Here is a 20971-nt window from a genome sequence, read left to right on the forward strand (position 1 = left end):
GGCGCAAGGCCCAAGGCTTATGGCCGACCTGAAGAATTACCCAATAGTATAAAGTTTCTGGTGGCGATACCGGAGGGGGTACACCTGTTCCCATCCCGAACACAGCAGTTAAGCCCTCCAGGGCCGATGGTACTTGGAGCTAGCGCTCCTGGGAGAGTAGGTCGTCGCCAGAGTAATTTTTAGAAACCACAGTGAGAAATCACTGTGGTTTTGTTGTATTTAGATATTTTATGCGACAGCGGGGACGGCTCGCTGTCGCATAATGTGGTGATAGTCAAATGAATCGAATGAAGGGTTTTATTATATCTTATTAAAAGGTAAAATTATGTTAGAAGACGAAGGTAATTCAACATTTGATTTATTAAACATCTGGCACTAAGATTAGAACTAAACTATTCAAGCTAAACTGGAGGACAAATATTTTGAGATTTTGCTCGCTTTCATCTTGCAGTTACGCCAATAGTGTGGTTATTCAAGACAATCATACTTGTATATTGGTGGACTGTGGTCTGAGAAAAAGAGATATTAAGCCTTTTCTTAACCACGTTGGAATGACAGTAAAAGATATCGATGCTGTACTGGTTACACATTGCCACATTGATCATACATATGGTCTCAATTACATACTGGCGGAAAAAGAAGTACCTATATATTCTACTAGCGGTGTATTAAAAGAACTAAATATAAACTATCAATTTAAAAGGGTACCAAAACTGCTTACACTGCAAATGGAGCAGCTTGAATTTATAGATACCCTTCAGGTTACTCCCTTTAAACTGTCTCATGATGTACAGACCGTTGGTTTCCTCATTAGTGATGGTAATGAAAGCTTGGGTTACTTAACAGATACTGGTTACGTACCTGAACAATGTTTAGAAGCCTTTCAATCAGTTAACTATTTATACATAGAGTCCAACCATGATGTGGTTATGTACCAAAACTCTAGTAAACCATATTATGTCAAAAGACGTAACCTGGGTCCCAATGGGCATTTGTCCAATAATCAGTGTAGTCAAGCCTTAGTTGATTTAAGATTAGCTCAGTGCAGCCTAGTCACATTGGCCCATTTAAGTGAAGAGGATAATGAACCAGAGCTGGCGTTACGAACTGCTAAAGCTAACTTAATGAAGGATATTCAACTGGTAGCGGCACCTCCACGCAAACCTGGAGAGTGGAGTAATGTTACACTTAAGAAAAGGTAAAAAGAAACTAATAAAGAGTTATATTACTGGGCAAGATTTTAATTTGTAGATATTGTTACTGACTTACGATGTATACTCTATCAAAATTTTACTATTTTGTTTAAATAGATTAGGTGGTGCAAAATGCATAAGAAACGTTTTGAGAAAGAATTTGAAGTTCATTATTATGAGATTAATCAGTACCAGGAGGCAACTCCCGTAACTGTTCTCAAATATTTGGAAGAAACTGCTATTGCACATTCGGATGCAGTGGGATTGGGTATAAATAGGTTGAAGTCTGAAGGGATTGCCTGGGTTTTAAATAGATGGAGTGTACAGGTGGAAAGATACCCCAAAAGTAATGAAAAAGTAATAGTGGAAACATGGCCGTCCAGTTTTGAACGTTTTTATGCCACCAGGAATTTTTATATTAAAGATTTAAAGGGTGGTATACTGGGGCGGGCTACAAGCCTATGGATATTTCTTAACATCGAAAAGAAAAGGCCAATTAGAATACCGGATAAATATATGATCCCCTATGGGTTGGAATTACAAGAAGTGATGGAGAAACCCTTTGGTGAGATATATTATGTGGAAAATCCAGAAGTTTTAAAGGAGTTTTATGTTAGGAGAAGTGATATCGATACCAATCAGCATGTCAATAATACCGTTTATTTGGGATGGGTACTAGAAACAGTACCCAATGAAATATATCATGAATATATAATGCCATCATTTGAGATTATGTATAAAAGAGAAGTTGGAATGGGTTCAGTAATATCTGCTACTAGTCAAACTGTAGAAGAATTGCCCAGTACTACCTTTGCCCATATCATAAAAGAGAAGGACAAAGGGTACGATTTAGCTTTTGCTAAAACACATTGGATTAAAAGATCGAATAAGATATGAAATCAAATGAGAAAATAATATTATGATTAATATTAGATAACAATTGTAGGTTATCTTACTTAATGAGGTGGTCTAAAGTGAATGTTTATGAAGCCATAACCAATCGTCGTTCAATAAGAAAATTTATTTCTCGCCAAGTACCTAATGATATTATAAATAAACTGCTGGAAGCTGCCCGTTGGGCACCTTCTGGGGGGAATATTCAGCCCTGGTTTTATTATGTGGTTAAAGATCAGGCTAAGCGACAGAAATTGGCCCAAGATGCCTTAGGTCAGCAGCATGTATCTGATGTGCCCTTATGCATTGTAGTATGCGCTGAGCCTGACTTATCTGCCAAAAGATACCAAGAACGTGGTGCAGAACTTTATTGTTTACAGGATACGGCTGCGGCGGTTCAAAATATTATGCTGGCAGCATTGGAGGAAGGGCTAGGTACCTGCTGGGTAGGAGCCTTTAATGAGGAAAAGGTTCAAGAAACCTTAGAAATGCCACCGGGCCGTCGGCCTGTAGCCATTATTCCTATAGGTTACCCAGTTGAAGTCCCTAAATCAACTCCCCGAAAGGAAGTACCTGAAATATCTGAAATCGTCTAGTATCATTAACTGTCAAGTGGCATAAATTTTTAAATTCAGCAACCCTACAGTTGAAAATTACTGTAGGGTTTTCTTATATTGGTGCTGGGTGTTGAATAACTAATTTATTTAATAAGTGTGTTATTGGTGACAAGTACAAAACTTTCAATACCAATGATTAATACTATACCACCAGGAATTTTGTTCATCGCTATTATATATGCTGCTAAAGTAGTTTCTGGAGGATAAAGAGTAATTTGTTAATAAAGGAAAATATCAAAAGTATTACCTATAAACATTCAATTACAAATTCAATAAAATTTGTTATACTCAATTCATGTCTCAGTAATTAATATATTAAGCATCTAGAAAGGGGTAAAAGGTTGAAAAGAACATTTATTGTAGTTTTAATGGCTGCTGTACTTATGTTTTCCTTTAGTTCGGCTGCTTTAGCCGGCAATGCACCAGAGGTGCATAAAACCTATTACTTTGATTATGTTGATTATGATTATTATTATCATAATCATCGTCATCATCAGGTAGATTTTGTAGATTACCAATTGCTGATTAGATATTTTGAGGACCGGAATGTCTATGTTTTTGATTACGAGGATTTTCTGGAGTGGTTAGAACAATTAAAAGAAAAGAATCATAGCTTTGGTACAGTTCATTTACAAGGTTATAAAAATGGAGTAGCCCAGTATAAATAGTATAAGGCCAATTATTCCTGTAATAAGGAATAATTGGCCTTATAATTTTTGTATGGTCCCTAGATTATTATCTATATCTGGGAAGAAAAAATGAATGGGGATAGTGATTATAATTTATTTTAAATTTAAAATATTGTAAAGAGTTTTTGACTGATGGCTTATTTATTTTCATTATTAAGACTGTTAAAATATGTATTAGCAAATATTATATTAATCAGGCAGGAGTCTATAATGACGAGCAATTATATTAACATCAAAAAAGTAATCCTTTTCCTATTACAGTTGATCTGGTTTGCTTTAGGGTTATTTATTTGTGCATTCTCTATTGTGCTAATTCTAGAGTCAAACCTGGGTCTAGGTCCTTGGGATGTTTTTCATCTTAGCTTAACAAAGTACATACCCCTAACCTTCGGTCAAGTAAATATTGCTACTGGTCTGTTATGTGTTATTCTCTCTTACCCAATGGGTATTAAGCCAAGTTTTGGTACCATCTTGAATATGCTCTTAGGTGGCATATTTATTGATTTTATTATTTCTGGAAACTATATCCCACCCACCGTTGCACACTATCAGCAGTATCTGTACCTTTTAGTTGGTATCCTTGGTTGTGGTCTAGGAACAGGGGTTTATATATCAGCTCACATGGGAACCGGACCAAGGGATAGTTTGATGATGGCTCTTCATCAAGCAACTGGTAGGAGCATTGGATTAGTAAGAACTATTCTAGAATTGTTCGTGGTGACAATAGGTTTCCTGTTGGGAGGTAAAATTGGCCTAGGGACATTAATATTTTCCCTTACAATTGGCTGGTTTACGCAAATGTTTTTATCTTTTTTTTATTGGTGTGGCAAGCAAAGCTGGTTTATTGATTGGTTATCTATAATAAAAAACCCAAAGACTGGTGAAGGAAAAGGATCGAATATATCGAATAATTAAATATAAACATCAACTGAAACTGTGTTTCAAATTATGAAACGCCAATATTGCAATGGGGGTGGTACTATGGGGCTAGAAAGTTTCGATTTAACAGGAAAGGTTGCTATTTTTGTAGGAGGCGGTGGTGGACTAGGGAAAACCATAAGTTTAGGTTTGGCCAGAGCAGGGGCTAACGTCATACCAGTTAGCCGGAGTAAACAACGTAATGAGAATATTGTTAGGGAGATCGAGGCACAGGGTGTGCAATCATTATTAACTACTGTAGATGTAACCAAGGAAGAAGAGGTTCAAAGCTTAGTAGAGGAAGTTATGGCTAGGTTTGGTCACATTGATATTCTGATTAATGCAGCAGGAATAAACTACAAAAAACCAGTAACAGAATTAACTGCTGAGGAATGGGATCATGTGATTGCCGTTAATTTACGGGGAACCTTTCTCTGCTGCAAGCTGGTGGGAGAAAAAATGCTAGCCCAGAATTATGGGAAAATTGTTAACATTGCTTCCCTAGGGTCACATTTGGGCATTACTCGCTCTGCTGCCTATTGTGCCAGTAAGGGAGCTGTGCTACAGCTAACAAAAGTATTAGCTGCTGAATGGGCAGCCCATGGGATCAATGTAAACTGTATCTCCCCAGGGTATTTTAAAACTGCCCTAAATGAAAAAATGTTATCCGAAAAAGAAACCTATGAAAAAATCATCGCTCGTACACCCATGGGAAGGTTAGGCGTGCCAGAGGACTTAGTAGGTGCAGCGGTTTTCCTTTGCTCTGATGCATCTAATTTTATTACAGGAACGACCATTGAAGTGGATGGTGGTTTTTTATCAATGGCACTATAAGTGATTGGAGGTTTATCAACAAATGAAAACCATGCAAGCAGTTGTTTGGCAGGGGAAGGAACAGCTAGTATTACAGGAGGTGCCAAGGCCTACCTTAAACTCCGGTGAAGTACTGATCAAAGTACATTATGCTGGAATTTGCGGCTCTGATCTGGGCATCTATTTAGGAAAACACCCACGGGCCAAAGCACCTCTGATCATGGGTCATGAATTTACAGGTGAAGTGATTGAAACCTGTTTAGAATTTGAAAGTACTATCCAGGTAGGCGATCGAGTAACAGTAAACCCATTAATATCCTGCGGCCATTGCCAACCCTGTCTAACTGGAAATGCCCATGTTTGTAGGAGTTTGGGGCTGGTAGGGATTGATATTGATGGTGGTTTTGCAGAATATGTTAAAGTTGAGGCTACCAAAGTAGTAAAACTACCTTCTAATTTACCGCTGGATCTGGCCTGTTTGGTAGAACCTGTTGCTGTTACATCTCATGCTATTAGGAAATCTGCCCTAAAGGCAGGTGATACTGTGGCCGTGCTGGGAGGCGGTCCCATCGGGTTACTTACTGCAATTACTGCCAGATATGCTGGTGCGTCAGAGGTCATTGTTTGTGAGATCAGCGAAAGCAGACGTGAATTGGCCAGAAGCCTGGGTTTCAAAGTGTTAGATTCGGCCAATAATCCAGAAGAAGAAGTATTTAAGCTTTCTGGGGGAAACGGTGTCGATATAGTCTATGAGGCTGCAGGTGCTCCTGCCACGGCATTGTTAGCCACCCGCATAGTGAAGATTACAGGTCAGATAGTGGTTGTTGGTGTTTTTAAAGAACCGAGCAAAATTGATTTACAGGCAGTTAATTTTAGAGAACTTTCTATTATCGGTGTCAGAGTATATGAACCTAGAGATTATGAAGTGGCATTGCATATGCTAGGACAGTTAAAAGAGATAGAACATGTAATATCCCATCAGTTTCCCCTGGAAAGAGCCCAAGAAGGCTTCGATTTGATGCTAAGCACTGCAAATTCTATGAAGATTTTATTCGCGCCTTAATACTTTGCAAAAAAATAAAACAATGTTTCAAACAATGAAACTATTATGAAGGAATTTTGGGAAATTTATAGAAATAGTGAATATAACAAATTGCGATTCTTTTTTAGCTACCTATTAAAACGAAGTTTCATAAAGTGAAACAACAAAAATATAATCGCAATTTATCTGCCGTGATTCCAAAAGTTTCTTTACTTAAACGCTAGGGAGGTGAGTTTTTAATTAATTAACTGTTGTGGATTAAAATCTGAAAAAATTGATATTTTTAAGGAGGTCAAAAATGAAAAAGCTATCTAAAATTGCCATTAGTGTTCTGAGTATTATGTTATTCAGTATTTTCTTAACTGGTTGTGGTGGTGGCGGCGAAGAGAAAAAGGATGCTGCCTCCTCTGAACAAGGCAAAACCATCACCCTAAAAGTAGCCCATTACTTTGCTGAAGAACACCCACAGAATATTGCCTTAAAAGAGAAATTTAAGCCCATGGTTGAAGCAGAATCCAACGGACAAATTAAAGTGGAGATTTACCCCAACGCTACACTGGGCTCCGAAGAACAGTTTATTGATGGCACAAAAAATGGCAGTGTAGAAATGTGTGTTACCGGTGGTTTGATTGCCAAAGACCTGCCAATGGTTGGTTTAACAGAAATGCCTCTCTTATTCCGTGATTATGCCCATGCACAGAAGGTACTCAATGGTGAACTTGGTAAAGAAATAGTTAAAGGAATGGAAGAAAAGATGGGTACCCGCACCCTAGCTTGGACTGCCAATGGTTTCCGGGTTGTATCTTCCAACAAAGCCATTGAAACATTCGAGGATATTAAAGGACTCAGATTAAGAATTCCCAACAACCCAATCTATATAGAAATGGCTAAAGGCCTTGGTGCTAACCCCATGCCCATGCCAATCTCTGAGGTATTTACTGCATTAGAGCAAAACGTAATCGATGGTCAGGAAAACCCCTATGCAACTTTGAAAGCATCCGGTATGTACGAAGTGCAAAAATATGTAGTTGACTCTCGCCATCTGTTCTCTCCTAACCTATATATGGTTAACGAGAAATTCTGGCAAGGCCTAGATCCCAAACTTCAAGAAGTTGTACAAAAGGCTGCTAACGAGTCTGCAGCTTATGAGTGGAAACTATTGGAGGAATCTGAACAAAAAGATATCGAATTCTTGAAGGAAAAGGGCCTGACTGTTGTCTTTCCCGATGAAACCTTTAAGCAAAAAATGATAGATTCTCAAAAACCAGTACAAGAATGGTTCTACAAAACCTATCCCGGTACCCAAGAGATGGCTGAAAAGATCATGGCAGTACAGTAAGACCAATATCTGCTGCCTCCCTTTAAAGGGAGGCAGCACAATTAAAATACGGTGGTGACAAAAATGTCCGAAACTTTTTCCAAGATTGGTCGTGGTGTAGATAAGTTAGTTGAATATTTAATGTTTTTTTCATTGGCAGGCATGGTGTTATTGGTATTTATAAATGCTATTCTAAGGTATTTCTTTGAGACAACCTTCCCACCCAGTGAAGAATTAGCCCGTTACCTCTTTGTTTGGACTGTTTTTTTAGGTGCTATCACTGCTTATAAGGATAATCAGCATGTTGGTGTAGATCTTATTACTTCTCGTTTGAAAGGCGTTACAAAGAAAGTGGTTGAGATTATCGGCTATTTATTTGTTCTCATTGCAGTTATTGTGATGGCCCAAGGTGGGATAGGATTTACCGTACTCTCGATATCGTCCCTAGGTCCGGCTACTGGTATTCCTTTTTCCTTTATATCTGTTTCCTATGTAATAGCTGCAGTAATGATCGGTTTAATGACAATTAATAAAATAATTAAAGTTTGTAAAGGTGGGTAAGGGCTATGGCATTAGGAGTTTTTTTTGGTAGCCTGTTTTTTTTGCTGGCACTGGGTATTCCCATTGCCGTGGTACTTGTGCTTTGCGCCATAGTGCTTATGGTGTTTTTAGGTAATTTTGATGCTCAAATAATTGCACAAAACATGGTATATGGTGCCAATAATTTCCCTTTGATGGCGATACCTTTCTTTATGTTGGCCGGAGAAATTATGGGACATGGTTCCCTCTCTAAGAAGATTGTTGAAGTTGCAATGGTTTTAGTTGGTAGAATTAAGGGTGGCTTAGGATATGTAGTGGTGTTAGCAAGTATTTTATTTGCAGGCCTATCTGGTAGTGCTGTGGCAGATGCTGCTGCCCTTGGTGGTATTTTAATTCCCTTAATGGCTCGAGAGGGATACAGAAGAGATGTTTCCACTGCTCTGGTATCCAGTTCCAGTTTGATTGCGCCGATTATCCCTCCTAGCATTCCTATGATTGTCTTTGGGGTTACTGCGGGGGTTTCTATAACTAAGTTATTTATGGCCGGTATCGTACCTGGTCTATTAATAGCCTTGGCCCTAATGTTTACCTGGTCAATTATCGCTAAAAAGAATAATTATGGACAGGGCAAAAAATATACTAGGGCTGAAAGTATCCAAGTTTTTAGGGAATCCATATGGGCCTTGCTAATGCCTGTAATTATTGTGGGTGGTATCAGATTTGGTATTTTTACACCTACCGAGGCTGGCGCCGTAGCGGTAGTATATGCGTTACTTGTATCTATGTTTATATATAAAGATGTGAAAATAAATGATTTACGCACAATTTTTGTGGCAGCAGCAAAATCTACAGCTGTGGTAATGTTTGTTGCTTCCGCTGCCATGGCAGTGGCTTGGTTATTAACCGTTGCTCAAATACCTCAACAGATCGTCGAGCTTTTCGGAGGACTAACCGAGAATAAATTAGCTTTAATGGTATCTATTAATATATTGTTATTCTTGATTGGTATGGTCATGGATTTAACACCTGCTGTTCTAATTTTTGCTCCTGTACTTATGCCGCTTATTTTGAAAGCTGGCATTGATCCTGTATACTTTGGTCTAATTATGATCTTTAACCTTTGTATAGGTTTGATTACTCCCCCCATTGGTACCGTTCTTTATGTTGGCTGCGGTGCAGGGCAAGTAACCTTGGTAGATTTGGTGAAAAAGATCTGGCCCTTCCTGCTGGCACAGATAACAGTACTTATTTTACTGATTCTCTTCCCAGAGCTGGTACTTGTTCCCTTAGGTTGGTTTACTAGTTAGGAGGTTTACTTATAATGCCAATACTAGGTGATTTTTCAGAAATCGAAAGAATCTTAGATGAAGTCTCAGTTCCCCGGTTTGTTAAAGTACGCCAAATCTTTCAAGCTCCCCAAATTGAAAGTGTTGAAACCGCTGTATTAGAGGAGTTAAATAAAGAGAAAATTAAGCATCGGCTTCGTCCAGGAATGCGGGTGGCAGTGGCAGTGGGTAGCCGTGGCATTGCTAATATTGCTCAAATCACTAAAACTACCCTTGATTTTCTAAAAACCCAGGGTGTTGAGCCCTTTATCATTCCGGCTATGGGTAGTCATGGTGGTGCCACTGCTGAAGGACAGAAAGAAGTCCTGGAGACCTTAGGTATTACCGAGGAGGCTATGGAAGTACCGATTCTTTCCTCAATGGAGGTAGAGCAGATTGGTGAAGCCAATGGTCTGCCGGTCTTCGTGGACAAGTATGTATTAGGAGCCGACGGGGTTATTATCATTAACCGCATTAAGCCCCACACTGCTTTTCGTGGTGTCATAGAAAGTGGCATTGTTAAGATGAGTGTGATTGGTTTAGGCAAACAAAAGGGGGCTGAGTCTTGCCACCAGTTAGGTATGAATCATTTTGATCAAAAACTTATACCCGCCAGTAAAGTGACCTTTGAAAAGGCTAATTTACTCTTTGGCCTTGCCATTTTAGAAAATGCCTATGATCAAACCGCGGAAATTCATGCTGTCCCAGTAGATGAGATTTTGGAAGTGGAGCCAAAGCTCTTGGAGAAAGCCAAGGTTTTAATGCCAAAGATTCTCTTTAACCCACTGGATATTTTAGTTGTGGATGAGATAGGCAAGGATATCAGCGGTGATGGTATGGATCCCAACGTCACAGGTCGTTTCTCCACAACCTTTGCTAAAGGGGAGTTGGAAACAGAGAGAATTGTGGTACTGGGTTTGAGTGATAAGACTGAAGGTAATGGTAATGGCGTAGCACCAGCCGATATCACAACCATGCGTTTATATGATAGCTTTATTATGGCCAAGACATATATTAACGCTCTAACAGCGGCTTTCCCACCTACGGTGCGTATACCTATGGTGATGCGTAGTGATGACTATGCCATTCGGTGTGCCATTAAAACTTCCTACTGTTTACAGTCGGAGAAGCTTAAGATAGTGCGCATTAAGAATACTTTGCATTTGGAAGAAATCTATATTTCGGAGGGACTACTGGCCGAAGCAATGGCCCATCCGCAGATTGAGGTATTAGGTGAACTGGCGCCCTTTCATTATGATAAATCCGGAAATTTAACAAACAAGCTTTAATTAAAAAGGTAAATTTGTACTGTGTTAAGGAGAATTGTCCTATCTCTGTAAAATGAATAGAATTGTCATTTTTGCAAACAGTCTTTATAGAAAATTCTCCTTAAATTGTTGGGAAGATAATTAGAACAAAAGAGAAACTAATAGGACTTATCAATTTGACGAAAGGGGGTGGAAGCTTTGACCACGCGTAATGGACAAACTGTTCAGTCACTGGAACGGGCTTTAAAAATTTTAGAAGTCTTAGGAAGCTACCAAAAGGGACTGGGAGTAACTGAGTTAGCCCATGAAGTAGACCTGCATAAAAGCACTGTTCACCGCCTCCTAGCAACTTTAGCCCAGAGGGGATTTGTGGAGCAAGACTCTGACACTGAGAGGTATAAGCTTGGTCTAAAAATAATTGAACTAAGTAACAAGATGTTGACCAATATGGAAGTACGCCAAGAGGCCCGTCCTTTTCTGGAGGAGCTTATGCAATTTGCCAACGAGGTTGTGCACTTATGTGTGCTAAGGCAGGGAGAGATTGTTTACATCGACAAGGTGGAATGTCCTAGTACCATTCGCATGTACTCACAAATTGGACGTAGGGGTCCGATACACAGTACGGGTGTTGGCAAAGCTATTTTGGCCTTCTTACCTCAGGAAGAAGTTGTAAAAATGCTTAAGGAAAAGGGTATGCCTCGTAAAACACCTAATACCATTACAGATATAGATGAAATGATAAAACATTTGGCAGAAATTAGACTCCAAGGTTATTCAATTGACGAGGTAGAAAACGAATTAGGTATTAGATGTGTTGCAGCACCTGTTTGGGACCATTCTGGTCAGGTCATTGCTTCCATCAGTATTGCAGGACCGGAATCCCGGGTAACAAGAGAAAGGGTTCCAGAGCTAGCAGCCAAGATCAAGGAGGCGGGGTTAAAGATTTCTTACCGTCTGGGATATTGCCCTTAGAGGCTTTATTCTTTCATTATCTGGAACAGTGTTTTATATAGTGAAATATACAGGTTTGAGAATAAGGGGTGAGCATTAGTGAATTTTGATTGTGTAAAGGAAACTGGAGTTGTTTCTATCATCCGCGGAATTGAAAAAGAAGAGTTATTACCTTATGTAAGTGCTCTACAGGAGGGTGGCATTAAAGCGGTTGAGGTAACCTGCAATACTCCCGGAGCTATTGATATGATTAGCCAATTGAGAGCCTACTTTGGTGAGGAAATGTTTGTGGGTGCAGGTACTGTATTAGATAAAGAAACAGCCTCCTTAGTCATTTCTGCAGGGGCCCAGTTTATTCTTAGCCCCCATCTTTCACAGGAAGTTATTGAGGTAGGAAATCTTTATGGTAGGCCTGTAGTTCCAGGTGCGATGACGCCCACTGAAGTCATCCAGGCTATTCGCTGGGGAGCCCAGATGGTTAAAATATTTCCAGCCGGAGTATTGGGAACCCAATATTTTAAAAACATTTTAGGACCATATCCCCAGGCCCAGATGATGGCGGTTGGCGGAGTTAACATTAGCAATGCTGCTGACTTTTTAAGGGCCGGCGCCGTTTCCTTGGGCACCTCCGATTTATTTAAGGCTATGCGGACAGGAGGATCCCGAGAGGTTATAGCAAGGGCTAAGGAATATCTTGAAATTGTACAGACAGTTAGACAGGAGGGTGCCTTGTATTAGCCATCAGAGTAGCTTAAGGAGACTTGGGAGAGGGTCTTGGGCTTTTTATGAAAAAACAAATTAGTCGAATTAGCAAGTACTATCGTTATCCCCCTGAGCGACTTTGGCGGAGCGCCGTTAATAACTCTTGACGAGTGGAGGGTGAAATCGGGGGGCGCGCTCAAGGACGAGCGCGCAGCCTTAGTTGAGACAGGACGTCGAATCTAAGGCGACCCCAATTTCACCCGGAACGAGTCTTAGAGTTATCGGCGTGGAGCTCAGGAGCGAACGGGGGATAACGATAGCACCCCCCGCTGATGTAATATCCCCTACACACCCCCTTTTTTTCATCAGCGGTTTGTGACTGATGGTCATGTCTGATTAATAGAATAGAAATTTGGCACATTTATAAAAAGTGGTAGGTGAAATCTTATGCCAGAGGTAGTAACTCTAGGTGAAACAATGGTTTTAATGAACCCCGAAAGTTCAGGACCTTTGAAATATATTAGTCAGTTTACAAAGCAGATTGGCGGGGCAGAATCTAATTTTGCTATCGGTGTGGTTCGCTTGGGTCATAGTGCCGGGTGGATTAGCAGACTGGGCAATGATGAATTTGGTAAATATATACTTTCCTTTATCCAGGGTGAAGGTGTGGATATATCCCAGGTAAAATTTGATACTAAGGCTCCTACGGGGTTGTACTTTAAGGAGCGGCGGGAGTATGGAGAAAGTAAGGTTTATTATTACCGCAAAGGTTCAGCCGCTAGCTGTCTTTCGCCGGAAGACCTGGATGCTGACTATATCGGTTCTGCAAAAATTCTACACATTAGCGGTATTACCCCAGCCCTTAGCGAATCCTGCTACCAGACTATCCAAGAGGCTGTAGCAATTGCAAAAAAGCAGGGTGTAACCATTTGTTTAGATCCGAATATCCGCCTGAAGTTATGGGATAAAGAACGGGCACGCCAAGTGATTATGGAATTGGCAGCCCAAGCAGATATTATTTTACCGGGTGTCAGTGAAGGCGAAATACTTTTAGGGGAGACTGAGGCGGCAAAAATTGCTGCTGGTTTTTTGGATTTAGGAGTCCAGAAGGTTGTTGTTAAACTTGGTAAAAAGGGAGCTTATTATGCAACACCCACAGAAAATCAACTAGTCCCAGGTTATCCCGTTGCAAAGGTGGTTGATCCCATTGGTGCAGGGGATGGTTTTGCAGCGGGCTTTATAGCAGGATTGTTGAAAGGATACACCATGGAAGAGTCCGTAAAACTGGCCAATGCAGTGGGGGCTCTCGCTACCACAGTTATTGGCGATGTTGAAGGTCTACCTACCATGGAGGAAGTGGCTGTCTTCAAGGGAGAAAAAGAAGGGATAGATCGGTAATGACTCAATTAGCTAGATTATCGAAAGTTGGCGTTATTCCAGTTGTTCGGGGTAGCCAGCCAGAAACCATCCTTTTACTGGCTAAAGCCTTGCAAGCTGGTGGAATTGATACCATTGAAATAACACTGGAAACACCAGGGGCCCTAGAGGCCATTAGAAAGGTTTCGACAGAGATGGGTGAAACATTTTTAGTAGGGGCAGGCACGGTACTGGATGGTGAAACAGCCCGTCTGGCAATTCTTGCTGGTGCTCAGTTTATAGTTTCACCCAGCCTACATCCAGCTGTTATAACCGTGGCCAAGCGTTACGGCAAACCCGTTGCCCCAGGAGCCATGAGCCCTACTGAAATTGTTCGAGCTTATGAACTTGGGGCGGATATGGTAAAAGTATTTCCTGCCAGTACCCTGGGACCAAAGTATATTAAAGATATCCGTGGGCCATTGGGTCACATTCCTCTGATGGCCACTGGCGGGATTAACGAAAATAATGCGGCCGATTTTATTAAGGCTGGTTGTAAGGCCATTGGTGTTGGAGGATCATTGGTTTCCCGTCAAGTAATTGAAGAAGGTAATTGGAGTTATATTACAGAAAAGGCTGGTCATTTGGTGGAAGCTGTGCGTGCTGCCAGATCAGAAAAATAATATCTTATCAGAGGTGATTGAAATGTCAAAACTAAAAGTTGTGGTAACCGACTACGAATATTCAACTCTTAAATATGAGGAAGAAGTGTTAGCTCAAATAGGGGTAACCCTAGTCCCTGCACAATGTAAAACAGAGGAAGAATTGATAGAAGCTTGTAAAGATGCAGATGGCTTGTTGAATCAGTATGCTCAACTGACACCACGGGTCATTCAAGCCTTGGACAGGTGTAAAGTTATTGGACGTTATGGTGTGGGAATTAACACAGTGGACCTAGATGCTGCTACAGAGAAGGGTATTTGTGTGGTGAACGTACCTGACTACTGCATGGATGAAGTTTCCGACCATGCCATGGCTCTCCTTTTGGCTTGTGCACGTAAAGTTGTTTTAATGAACAATGAAGTTAAAAATGGAAATTGGGACTATAAGGTATCTGTACCTATCTACCGCCTACGGGGTAAAAACCTAGGCTTAATTAGCTTTGGTAGAATTGCTCAAACCCTGGCCAAAAAGGCCCAAGCCTTTGGCTTGAATCTGTTGGTATTTGACCCCTATATTCCAGATGCCGTAGCAATTGAATTTGGCGTTAAAAAAGTAAGTCTGGAAGAGTTACTGCAGACTTCAGACTTTATTTCCGTGCATGCCCCCTTAAATGCTGAAACTGAACATCTGATTAGTGAAAAGGAATTTAAAATGATGAAAAAATCAGCCTTTATCATTAACACTGGACGGGGACCTGTCATCCATGAGGAAGCACTGGTTAATGCTTTGCAAGAAGGTTGGATTGCTGGGGCTGGTCTAGATGTTATTGAGATTGAGCCTGTACGTTCAGACAGTCCCCTATTAAAAATGGATAATGTTATCCTGAATCCCCATGTGGCCTGGTACTCCGAAGAAGCAGGTACAGATTTACAAACTAAAGCGGCCCAGGGGGTGGCTGAAGTACTGCAAGGTTACTACCCCAGAAATCTCGTAAACAAGGCTGTCAAGGAAAAGGTAAATCTAAAGGAGCGTTCATAAAATTGAATTTTTAGGGGGTTGTGACATTGTATCACCGCAGTAAAGAAATACTTCATTTCCCCGACTGGGCCTTAAACCGTTCCCTCTATAAGTCAATGGGCTATACCGATGAGGATTTGGATAAGCCGCTGGTTGCAGTGGTCAACTCCTGGAATAACGTGGTTCCTGGACATTATAACTTACGAGAAGTAAGCGAAGCCGTTAAAGCAGGTATCCGTGAAGCAGGTGGAACGCCTGTGGAGTTTGGTACCATCGCTGCCTGTGATGGAATTGCCCAAGGGCATGAAGGTATGCGGTATATCTTACCTACCCGTGATTTAATTGCTAACGATATTGAGATGATGATTCAGGCTCACCGGTTCGATGGGATGGTTTTATTAGGTTCTTGTGATAAGATTGTGCCAGGTATGCTTATGGCTGCTGCCAGATTAGACTTACCCGCTATTTTTGTCAATGGTGGGCCAATGATGCCTGGTCATTTTAAAGGCAGAGATACTGACAGCTCCATCGTGCAGGAAAGTTTGGGTGCCCTAAAGGCGGGAGAAATGACTGAGGCAGAGTACAAGGAGTTGGAAAACTGTGCCTGCCCCGGACCTGGTTCCTGCGCCATGTTAGGTACAGCTAATACCATGTGCTGTCTAGCAGAAGCAATGGGTATGGCCTTACCGGGTAGTTCTACCATCCCGGCTGTGGATGCTGGTAGGTTTAGGTCTGCCCAACAAAGTGGACGTGTAATTGTAGATCTAATAAAGCGGGGGATTACTGCCGGTCAAATTATCACCAAAGATTCTTTAGCCAATGCTGTTCGTGTTAGTTCCGCCATTGGAGGGTCAACTAATGTGGCTTTACATATACCGGCCATTGCCTATGAAGCAAATGTAGATTATGATCTGGAATGGTTTCATGGGTTAAGTCAAGGAACACCCCATATAGCAGGTATTATGCCAGCCACCGAATATGATCTGGCAGATTTTCATACTGCCGGTGGAGTACCAGCAGTGATGAAGGAACTGGTGTCATTACTAAATACAGATTGTATAACAGTAACTGGCAAAACAGTTTTCGAAAATATACAGAGTGCTGCTATTAAGGACCCTCGGGTTATTAAAACCATGGCTAACCCCTTCCATGAAAATGGTGGTCTGGCAGTTATTAAGGGCAATTTGGCTCCCAACGGTGCAGTAACTAAACCCGCTGCCATAGCTTCTGAACTATTAAAATTTCGTGGGCCGGCCAGAGTTTTTGATAGTGAGCAGCTAGCCATTGGAGCCATTGAAACAGGTAAGATTCAACCTGGTGATGTTGTTGTCATCCGTTATGAAGGACCCAAAGGAGGTCCCGGCATGCCAGAAATGTTTAAGCCGATGAAGCTATTAGTTGGTATGGGGTTAGCTAAGAAAGTAGCTTTAATAACGGATGGACGCTTCTCTGGTTCGAACAATGGTTGTTTTGTTGGTCATATTTCACCTGAGGCAATGGAAGGTGGCCCGCTGGCATTGGTTCGTGAGGGAGATTTAATTGATATTGATATACCCAATCGCCAGCTCAATATTGAAATTTCCTCTGAGGAGTTGGCAATACGGAAGAAAGATTGGCAAGCACCAGTTCCCAGGGTATCCCGTGGTTATCTTGCTTTATACGCGCGCATTACAGAATCTGCTGATAAAGGTGCTATAATAAAAGCATAATGACTGGACTCGGGTAAAAACCTGTTGTCGAAAGATGACAGGTTTTTTACTTTTATAACCAATTCTAGATGTAGCAATTAGAGATAATCCCGAATATGAAAATACCATCAGCTAGCAGCATTAGAATAGCCGTAGTCCATGAGCCATGGGCTTTTTGGAAAAACCAAACCCAGCGAATAAGCATAAATTTGAAACTAAATAATTTTGTAATGGAAAACATATTGTAGAAACCTCTAAAGGTGTATAGTATGAGAGGAAGAACAATAGGGTTTAAGGTTACCCCGGGGGATTGTAATTATGAATATTAAGCTCATTTCAAGAGCTTTAGGTGTTGTGTTATGCTGTGAAGCAGTGGGGATGCTACCCTCCCTTGGATTTTCATTGGCTGAACAGGGCAGTGATACGTCTGCCTTCCTGGCTAGTATTGCAATAACGTCAATGGCTGGGTTAGCATTGTTTGTGATTAAACCACGTACTAAGCAGGTTGGCTATAAAGAAGGATTTATTGTTGCAACTTTAGCCTGGTTCATATTATCCATCTTTGGGGCCATACCATTCTATCTAAGTGGTACTACACCACGTCTGGTGGATGCACTATTTGAGTCAATTTCTGGCTTTACAACTACAGGTGCCACGGTGTTAGTAGATGTAGAATCTTTGCCCCAGGGAATACTCTTTTGGCGGAGTTTTACCAATTGGTTGGGTGGCATGGGTATCATTGTGTTAACCCTTGCACTTATGCCCTCATTAAATGTTGCGGGTTTTAGAATGTTTAAAGCAGAAGTACCTGGCCCCACAAAAAGCAAGGTTTTACCTAAGGTTGCCCAAACTGCTAGAGAACTCTATAAGGTTTATCTGATTTTTACCCTAGCCCAGATATTACTGTTAAAATTGGCTGGTATGCCCTGGTTTGATTCTTTCATTCATACCTTTGGCACCGTAGGGACAGGTGGATTTTCTTCTAAAAATAATGGTATTGCATATTACGATAGCCTTCCGATAGAATTGATAATTTGTTTTTTTATGATCCTTTGTGGGATTAACTTTACGATACACTTTAGTTTGTTGAGGGGTAATCTCCTAGCATTTTTTAAAGATCCCGAAACTAAAGTATATTTAAGTATCATTGCAGTTGTCATTTGTTTCATAACCATTAATTTAGTCAATGGCCTAGGCTATGGTATAAATGAAGCCTTTCGACGGGCATTGTTCCACGTGGTATCAATAATAAGTAGTACTGGTTATATGGCCACAGATTTGTACCAATGGCCAGATTTTAGTCAATATCTTCTAGTGCTACTTATGTTTATAGGGGGGAGTTCAGGGTCAACAGCCTGTGGTTTAAAGGTTATTCGAATGATTATTATCTTTAAATCCCTCTCAAATCAATTGGCCAGATTAACCCATCCACAGGCTGTAATACCTGTCAGATTAGGAAAAACTGTAATTCAGCCCGAAGTTGTACAAACGGTACAAAATTTCTTTATTCTCTTTATGATGAGTATGGGTTTGGCAATTGGTCTCTTAGTGGCCATGGGTGTTGATGTAACCACTGCCACTTCAGTGGTAGCAGCCTCCATAAGCTGTTTGGGAGTGGCTACCTCACCTGAAGTTTTTATTAACCTACCAGCGGCAGCCAAGCTAGTATTGACCTTTTGCATGTTTATAGGACGTTTAGAGTTATTTACTGTTCTGGTAGTACTAAATTTAAAATCTTGGAAATGAAAGTAGCCGTTAGTCATTAGCTATTAGCCATTAGTTTAAAGAAAGCTAAAAGCTAAAGGCTAACGGCTAATAGCTATACCCCAAAGCTTAACAACTTGTTTTATGCTCAGCCCCCTGCTTTGGGGTTAGCAAACGTGCTATCAATGCTGCCAATGGTTGCTGATAAAGCATAGAAAGAGTTACTGGCATAGCCACGGCAGGAGGAAAATAAGCTAAGGCTAGAATTAGTCCTAGGCTATTATTTCTCATGCCCACACCATAAATCATAGTGACCATTCTATCCCTTTGATGACCCTTGAGAATAAAGGAACCAATAAACCCAAGAGCGTAACCACTAATTGAAATGATTAAGATTACCATTAATAATTTAATTATTTCATGATCCCACTTTATTTCCGGCGCAATGGCACTGGCATTAATGAAAACTACGAAAAATATAGCTATCTTTGAGAAAAAGCCGCCGAGTGATTTTGCATACTTGTCAAGGGCTCCCTTGGTAAAGTCATGGACTACCATACCAAGCAGACTGGGTATGGTAATCATCCATAAAAGCCCTACCAATAACTGTACAGAATCAATTTGAATGGATTTTCCGGCTACAATGGCAATAAATGCTGGTAATAAAATTGGACTAATCAGTGTATCTAAGGTCACAGCAACGGTTGATAAAGGAACATCTCCACCTAGCATGGATGACCAAATAAGGGACGTAACTCCGATAGGAATGGAGGCCCCAATTAAAAATCCTAATCGCAAAAAATCATTACCAGGATAAAAAACTAGTCCGATTAAAAAAGCGATTAACGGCATTATACCGTGAATTAATACCAACATCCAAATATTTATCCAGGGACTCGATAGGGTGCGAAAAAAATCCTTCAAACTAGTTTCTAGGGATGAGACAAAGGTCATATAGGTAAAAGATAGAGTTGCTACTAAACTCCAAAACTTTGTGGTTTCTACGGGAGTTATAAAACCAAAAAATAAAGCGGATAACACCACATAAAACATATGTTGTCCGAGCCAGCGGTTCCAATAACTGAAAAAAGATAGCATTGTCTTAATCATCCCTTTATTGTTTTAATTCAATTTAATAATAACACTTCTGAATCGCATTTGAACCAAAGAAGTTTGCATAAGAAAGATTTTTTAATTATAAGGCCAGGCAAATAGATTACATAAAGCTAAAAGGTTCGAGACCCTTGTCCCGAACCTTTTAGCTTTATAATATTTCTAGTATATGGCAATAACTGCTCCAACAAAGATCAAGTAAAATATGCTATTAAAGGCCAATGTCAAGGGTTTGATTTCGCCCTTCAGCTTAAGGAGAATAAAGACTGTTCCAGCAGCGGCTATAGCCAAGATGGCACAGATAATCCCTAATTGGGATAATTCCCATGGAGTTAAGATAATACCAATTGCTGGAATAATAGAACTTTGAAATACCATGGCACCAGTAATATTTCCCAGGGCTAGGGTATCTTTTCCCTGTCGAACCCAGATCACACTGTTGAATTTTTCTGGCAGCTCTGTGGCAATGGGAGCAATAATTAACGATAAAATAAAGGCAGGAATACCCCAAATGGAAGCCACAACTTCAATTTCTTGGACAAACAAATGAGCCCCAATGACAATACCAACCAAGGCCAAAGCTACCTGTAGTACCACAATAGGTGTGGCAGGATCTGGATTTTTCTTGGCTAGATACAAAGGATTTAATGCTTCACATTCACCGCCCTCGCAGCCAAGGGTTTTGTATACATAGTAACCGTAGGCTAAAACTAGGAATACTGCCACCAGTGGTTTAAAACCATTACTAAAGATACCTGACAGTACAGCCACACTGTAAACGATTAAGAAAAACTTCAAATCCCGGGTCATTACATGCCGATCAATAAACATACTTTCCCGGCTTTTGCCTTTGACCTTCCAGATCATGGCCGCGATACCAGTGATAGCTAGGGCTAAGGTTGACAGCATAAAGGGTGCACCTAAGATAGCACCGATACCGACTTCCTTGGCCATATCACCGGAACCAAATAAAATGGCGATTACTGGGATCATAGTTTCTGGCAAAGCTGTGCCCACTGCTGCCAGAACACTACCCACAGCTCCTTCAGATAAATTCATTTTTTTTCCCAACCACTCCACGCCATTGGTAAAGATCTCTGCACTTAGTAAGATAATACCTAGGCTTGCAACTAAAAGAAGATAAGTCATGGAATTCTCGG

Annotated in this window: 20 protein-coding genes and 1 rRNA gene; 19 read left to right on the plus strand and 2 right to left on the minus strand. The window is 40.7% G+C overall.

Going from position 1 to position 20971, the window contains the following annotated elements; translation table 11 throughout:
• Window positions 1–56 precede the first annotated feature (56 nt).
• The 19 genes from rrf (at window position 57) to ACYQ03_RS07125 (ending at window position 18740) form a co-directional block, all read left to right on the plus strand.
• Window positions 57–173 (plus strand): 5S ribosomal RNA (rrf, locus tag ACYQ03_RS07035).
• 249 nt (window positions 174–422) lie between these two features.
• Window positions 423–1202 carry an MBL fold metallo-hydrolase gene (locus tag ACYQ03_RS07040; RefSeq protein WP_459908776.1) on the plus strand — a complete coding sequence of 260 codons (780 nt, stop codon included), beginning with the start codon at window positions 423–425 and terminating at the stop codon, window positions 1200–1202.
• A 123-nt stretch (window positions 1203–1325) separates the two neighbouring features.
• A complete protein-coding gene (locus ACYQ03_RS07045) occupies window positions 1326–2090 on the plus strand; it encodes an acyl-[acyl-carrier-protein] thioesterase (RefSeq protein WP_459908777.1) in 765 nt (254 codons plus the stop codon).
• Window positions 2091–2167: 77 nt separating this feature from the next.
• Entirely contained in the window at window positions 2168–2683 is a 516-nt protein-coding gene (locus ACYQ03_RS07050; RefSeq protein WP_459908779.1) for a nitroreductase family protein, read from the plus strand.
• 362 nt (window positions 2684–3045) lie between these two features.
• Entirely contained in the window at window positions 3046–3372 is a 327-nt protein-coding gene (locus ACYQ03_RS07055) for a hypothetical protein (RefSeq protein WP_459908780.1), read from the plus strand.
• A 231-nt stretch (window positions 3373–3603) separates the two neighbouring features.
• The gene (locus tag ACYQ03_RS07060; protein WP_459908781.1) at window positions 3604–4308 is read left to right on the plus strand and encodes a YczE/YyaS/YitT family protein; all 705 of its coding nucleotides are present in this window, start codon (window positions 3604–3606) and stop codon (window positions 4306–4308) included.
• A gap of 66 nt (window positions 4309–4374) precedes the next feature.
• Entirely contained in the window at window positions 4375–5145 is a 771-nt protein-coding gene (locus ACYQ03_RS07065; RefSeq protein ID WP_459908782.1) for an SDR family NAD(P)-dependent oxidoreductase, read from the plus strand.
• A 22-nt stretch (window positions 5146–5167) separates the two neighbouring features.
• A complete protein-coding gene (locus ACYQ03_RS07070; protein WP_459908783.1) occupies window positions 5168–6187 on the plus strand; it encodes a zinc-dependent alcohol dehydrogenase in 1020 nt (339 codons plus the stop codon).
• Between the two features lie 277 nt (window positions 6188–6464).
• Window positions 6465–7505 carry a TRAP transporter substrate-binding protein gene (locus ACYQ03_RS07075; protein ID WP_459908785.1) on the plus strand — a complete coding sequence of 347 codons (1041 nt, stop codon included), beginning with the start codon at window positions 6465–6467 and terminating at the stop codon, window positions 7503–7505.
• Between the two features lie 63 nt (window positions 7506–7568).
• Window positions 7569–8045, plus strand: a complete 477-nt coding sequence (locus tag ACYQ03_RS07080; RefSeq protein ID WP_459908786.1) for a TRAP transporter small permease — start codon at window positions 7569–7571, stop codon at window positions 8043–8045.
• A gap of 5 nt (window positions 8046–8050) precedes the next feature.
• Window positions 8051–9331: a TRAP transporter large permease gene (locus ACYQ03_RS07085; protein ID WP_459908787.1), complete on the plus strand. Its 1281-nt coding sequence runs from the start codon at window positions 8051–8053 to the stop codon at window positions 9329–9331.
• Between the two features lie 14 nt (window positions 9332–9345).
• A complete protein-coding gene (locus ACYQ03_RS07090; protein WP_459908789.1) occupies window positions 9346–10638 on the plus strand; it encodes a nickel pincer cofactor-dependent isomerase, group 22 in 1293 nt (430 codons plus the stop codon).
• 168 nt (window positions 10639–10806) lie between these two features.
• Window positions 10807–11589, plus strand: a complete 783-nt coding sequence (locus ACYQ03_RS07095) for an IclR family transcriptional regulator (RefSeq protein WP_459908791.1) — start codon at window positions 10807–10809, stop codon at window positions 11587–11589.
• A gap of 78 nt (window positions 11590–11667) precedes the next feature.
• A complete protein-coding gene (locus tag ACYQ03_RS07100; protein WP_459908793.1) occupies window positions 11668–12306 on the plus strand; it encodes a bifunctional 4-hydroxy-2-oxoglutarate aldolase/2-dehydro-3-deoxy-phosphogluconate aldolase in 639 nt (212 codons plus the stop codon).
• Between the two features lie 411 nt (window positions 12307–12717).
• Entirely contained in the window at window positions 12718–13668 is a 951-nt protein-coding gene (locus ACYQ03_RS07105) for a sugar kinase (protein WP_459908794.1), read from the plus strand.
• Entirely contained in the window at window positions 13668–14309 is a 642-nt protein-coding gene (locus tag ACYQ03_RS07110; RefSeq protein ID WP_459908796.1) for a bifunctional 4-hydroxy-2-oxoglutarate aldolase/2-dehydro-3-deoxy-phosphogluconate aldolase, read from the plus strand. Before ACYQ03_RS07105 ends, ACYQ03_RS07110 begins: the two co-directional genes overlap by 1 nt.
• Window positions 14287–15327, plus strand: a complete 1041-nt coding sequence (locus tag ACYQ03_RS07115) for a C-terminal binding protein (protein WP_459908797.1) — start codon at window positions 14287–14289, stop codon at window positions 15325–15327. Before ACYQ03_RS07110 ends, ACYQ03_RS07115 begins: the two co-directional genes overlap by 23 nt.
• A gap of 26 nt (window positions 15328–15353) precedes the next feature.
• Window positions 15354–17015: a dihydroxy-acid dehydratase gene (ilvD, locus tag ACYQ03_RS07120; protein ID WP_459908799.1), complete on the plus strand. Its 1662-nt coding sequence runs from the start codon at window positions 15354–15356 to the stop codon at window positions 17013–17015.
• Between the two features lie 297 nt (window positions 17016–17312).
• A complete protein-coding gene (locus ACYQ03_RS07125) occupies window positions 17313–18740 on the plus strand; it encodes a TrkH family potassium uptake protein (RefSeq protein WP_459908800.1) in 1428 nt (475 codons plus the stop codon).
• A gap of 87 nt (window positions 18741–18827) precedes the next feature.
• Here ACYQ03_RS07125 and ACYQ03_RS07130 read toward each other — a convergent pair whose 3' ends face one another.
• The gene (locus tag ACYQ03_RS07130; RefSeq protein ID WP_459908802.1) at window positions 18828–19796 is read right to left on the minus strand and encodes a bile acid:sodium symporter family protein; all 969 of its coding nucleotides are present in this window, start codon (window positions 19794–19796) and stop codon (window positions 18828–18830) included.
• Window positions 19797–19973: 177 nt separating this feature from the next.
• Window positions 19974–20960: a sodium:calcium antiporter gene (locus ACYQ03_RS07135; protein ID WP_459908803.1), complete on the minus strand. Its 987-nt coding sequence runs from the start codon at window positions 20958–20960 to the stop codon at window positions 19974–19976.
• Window positions 20961–20971 lie beyond the last annotated feature (11 nt).

Source organism: Desulfotomaculum defluvii (assembly GCF_054657375.1).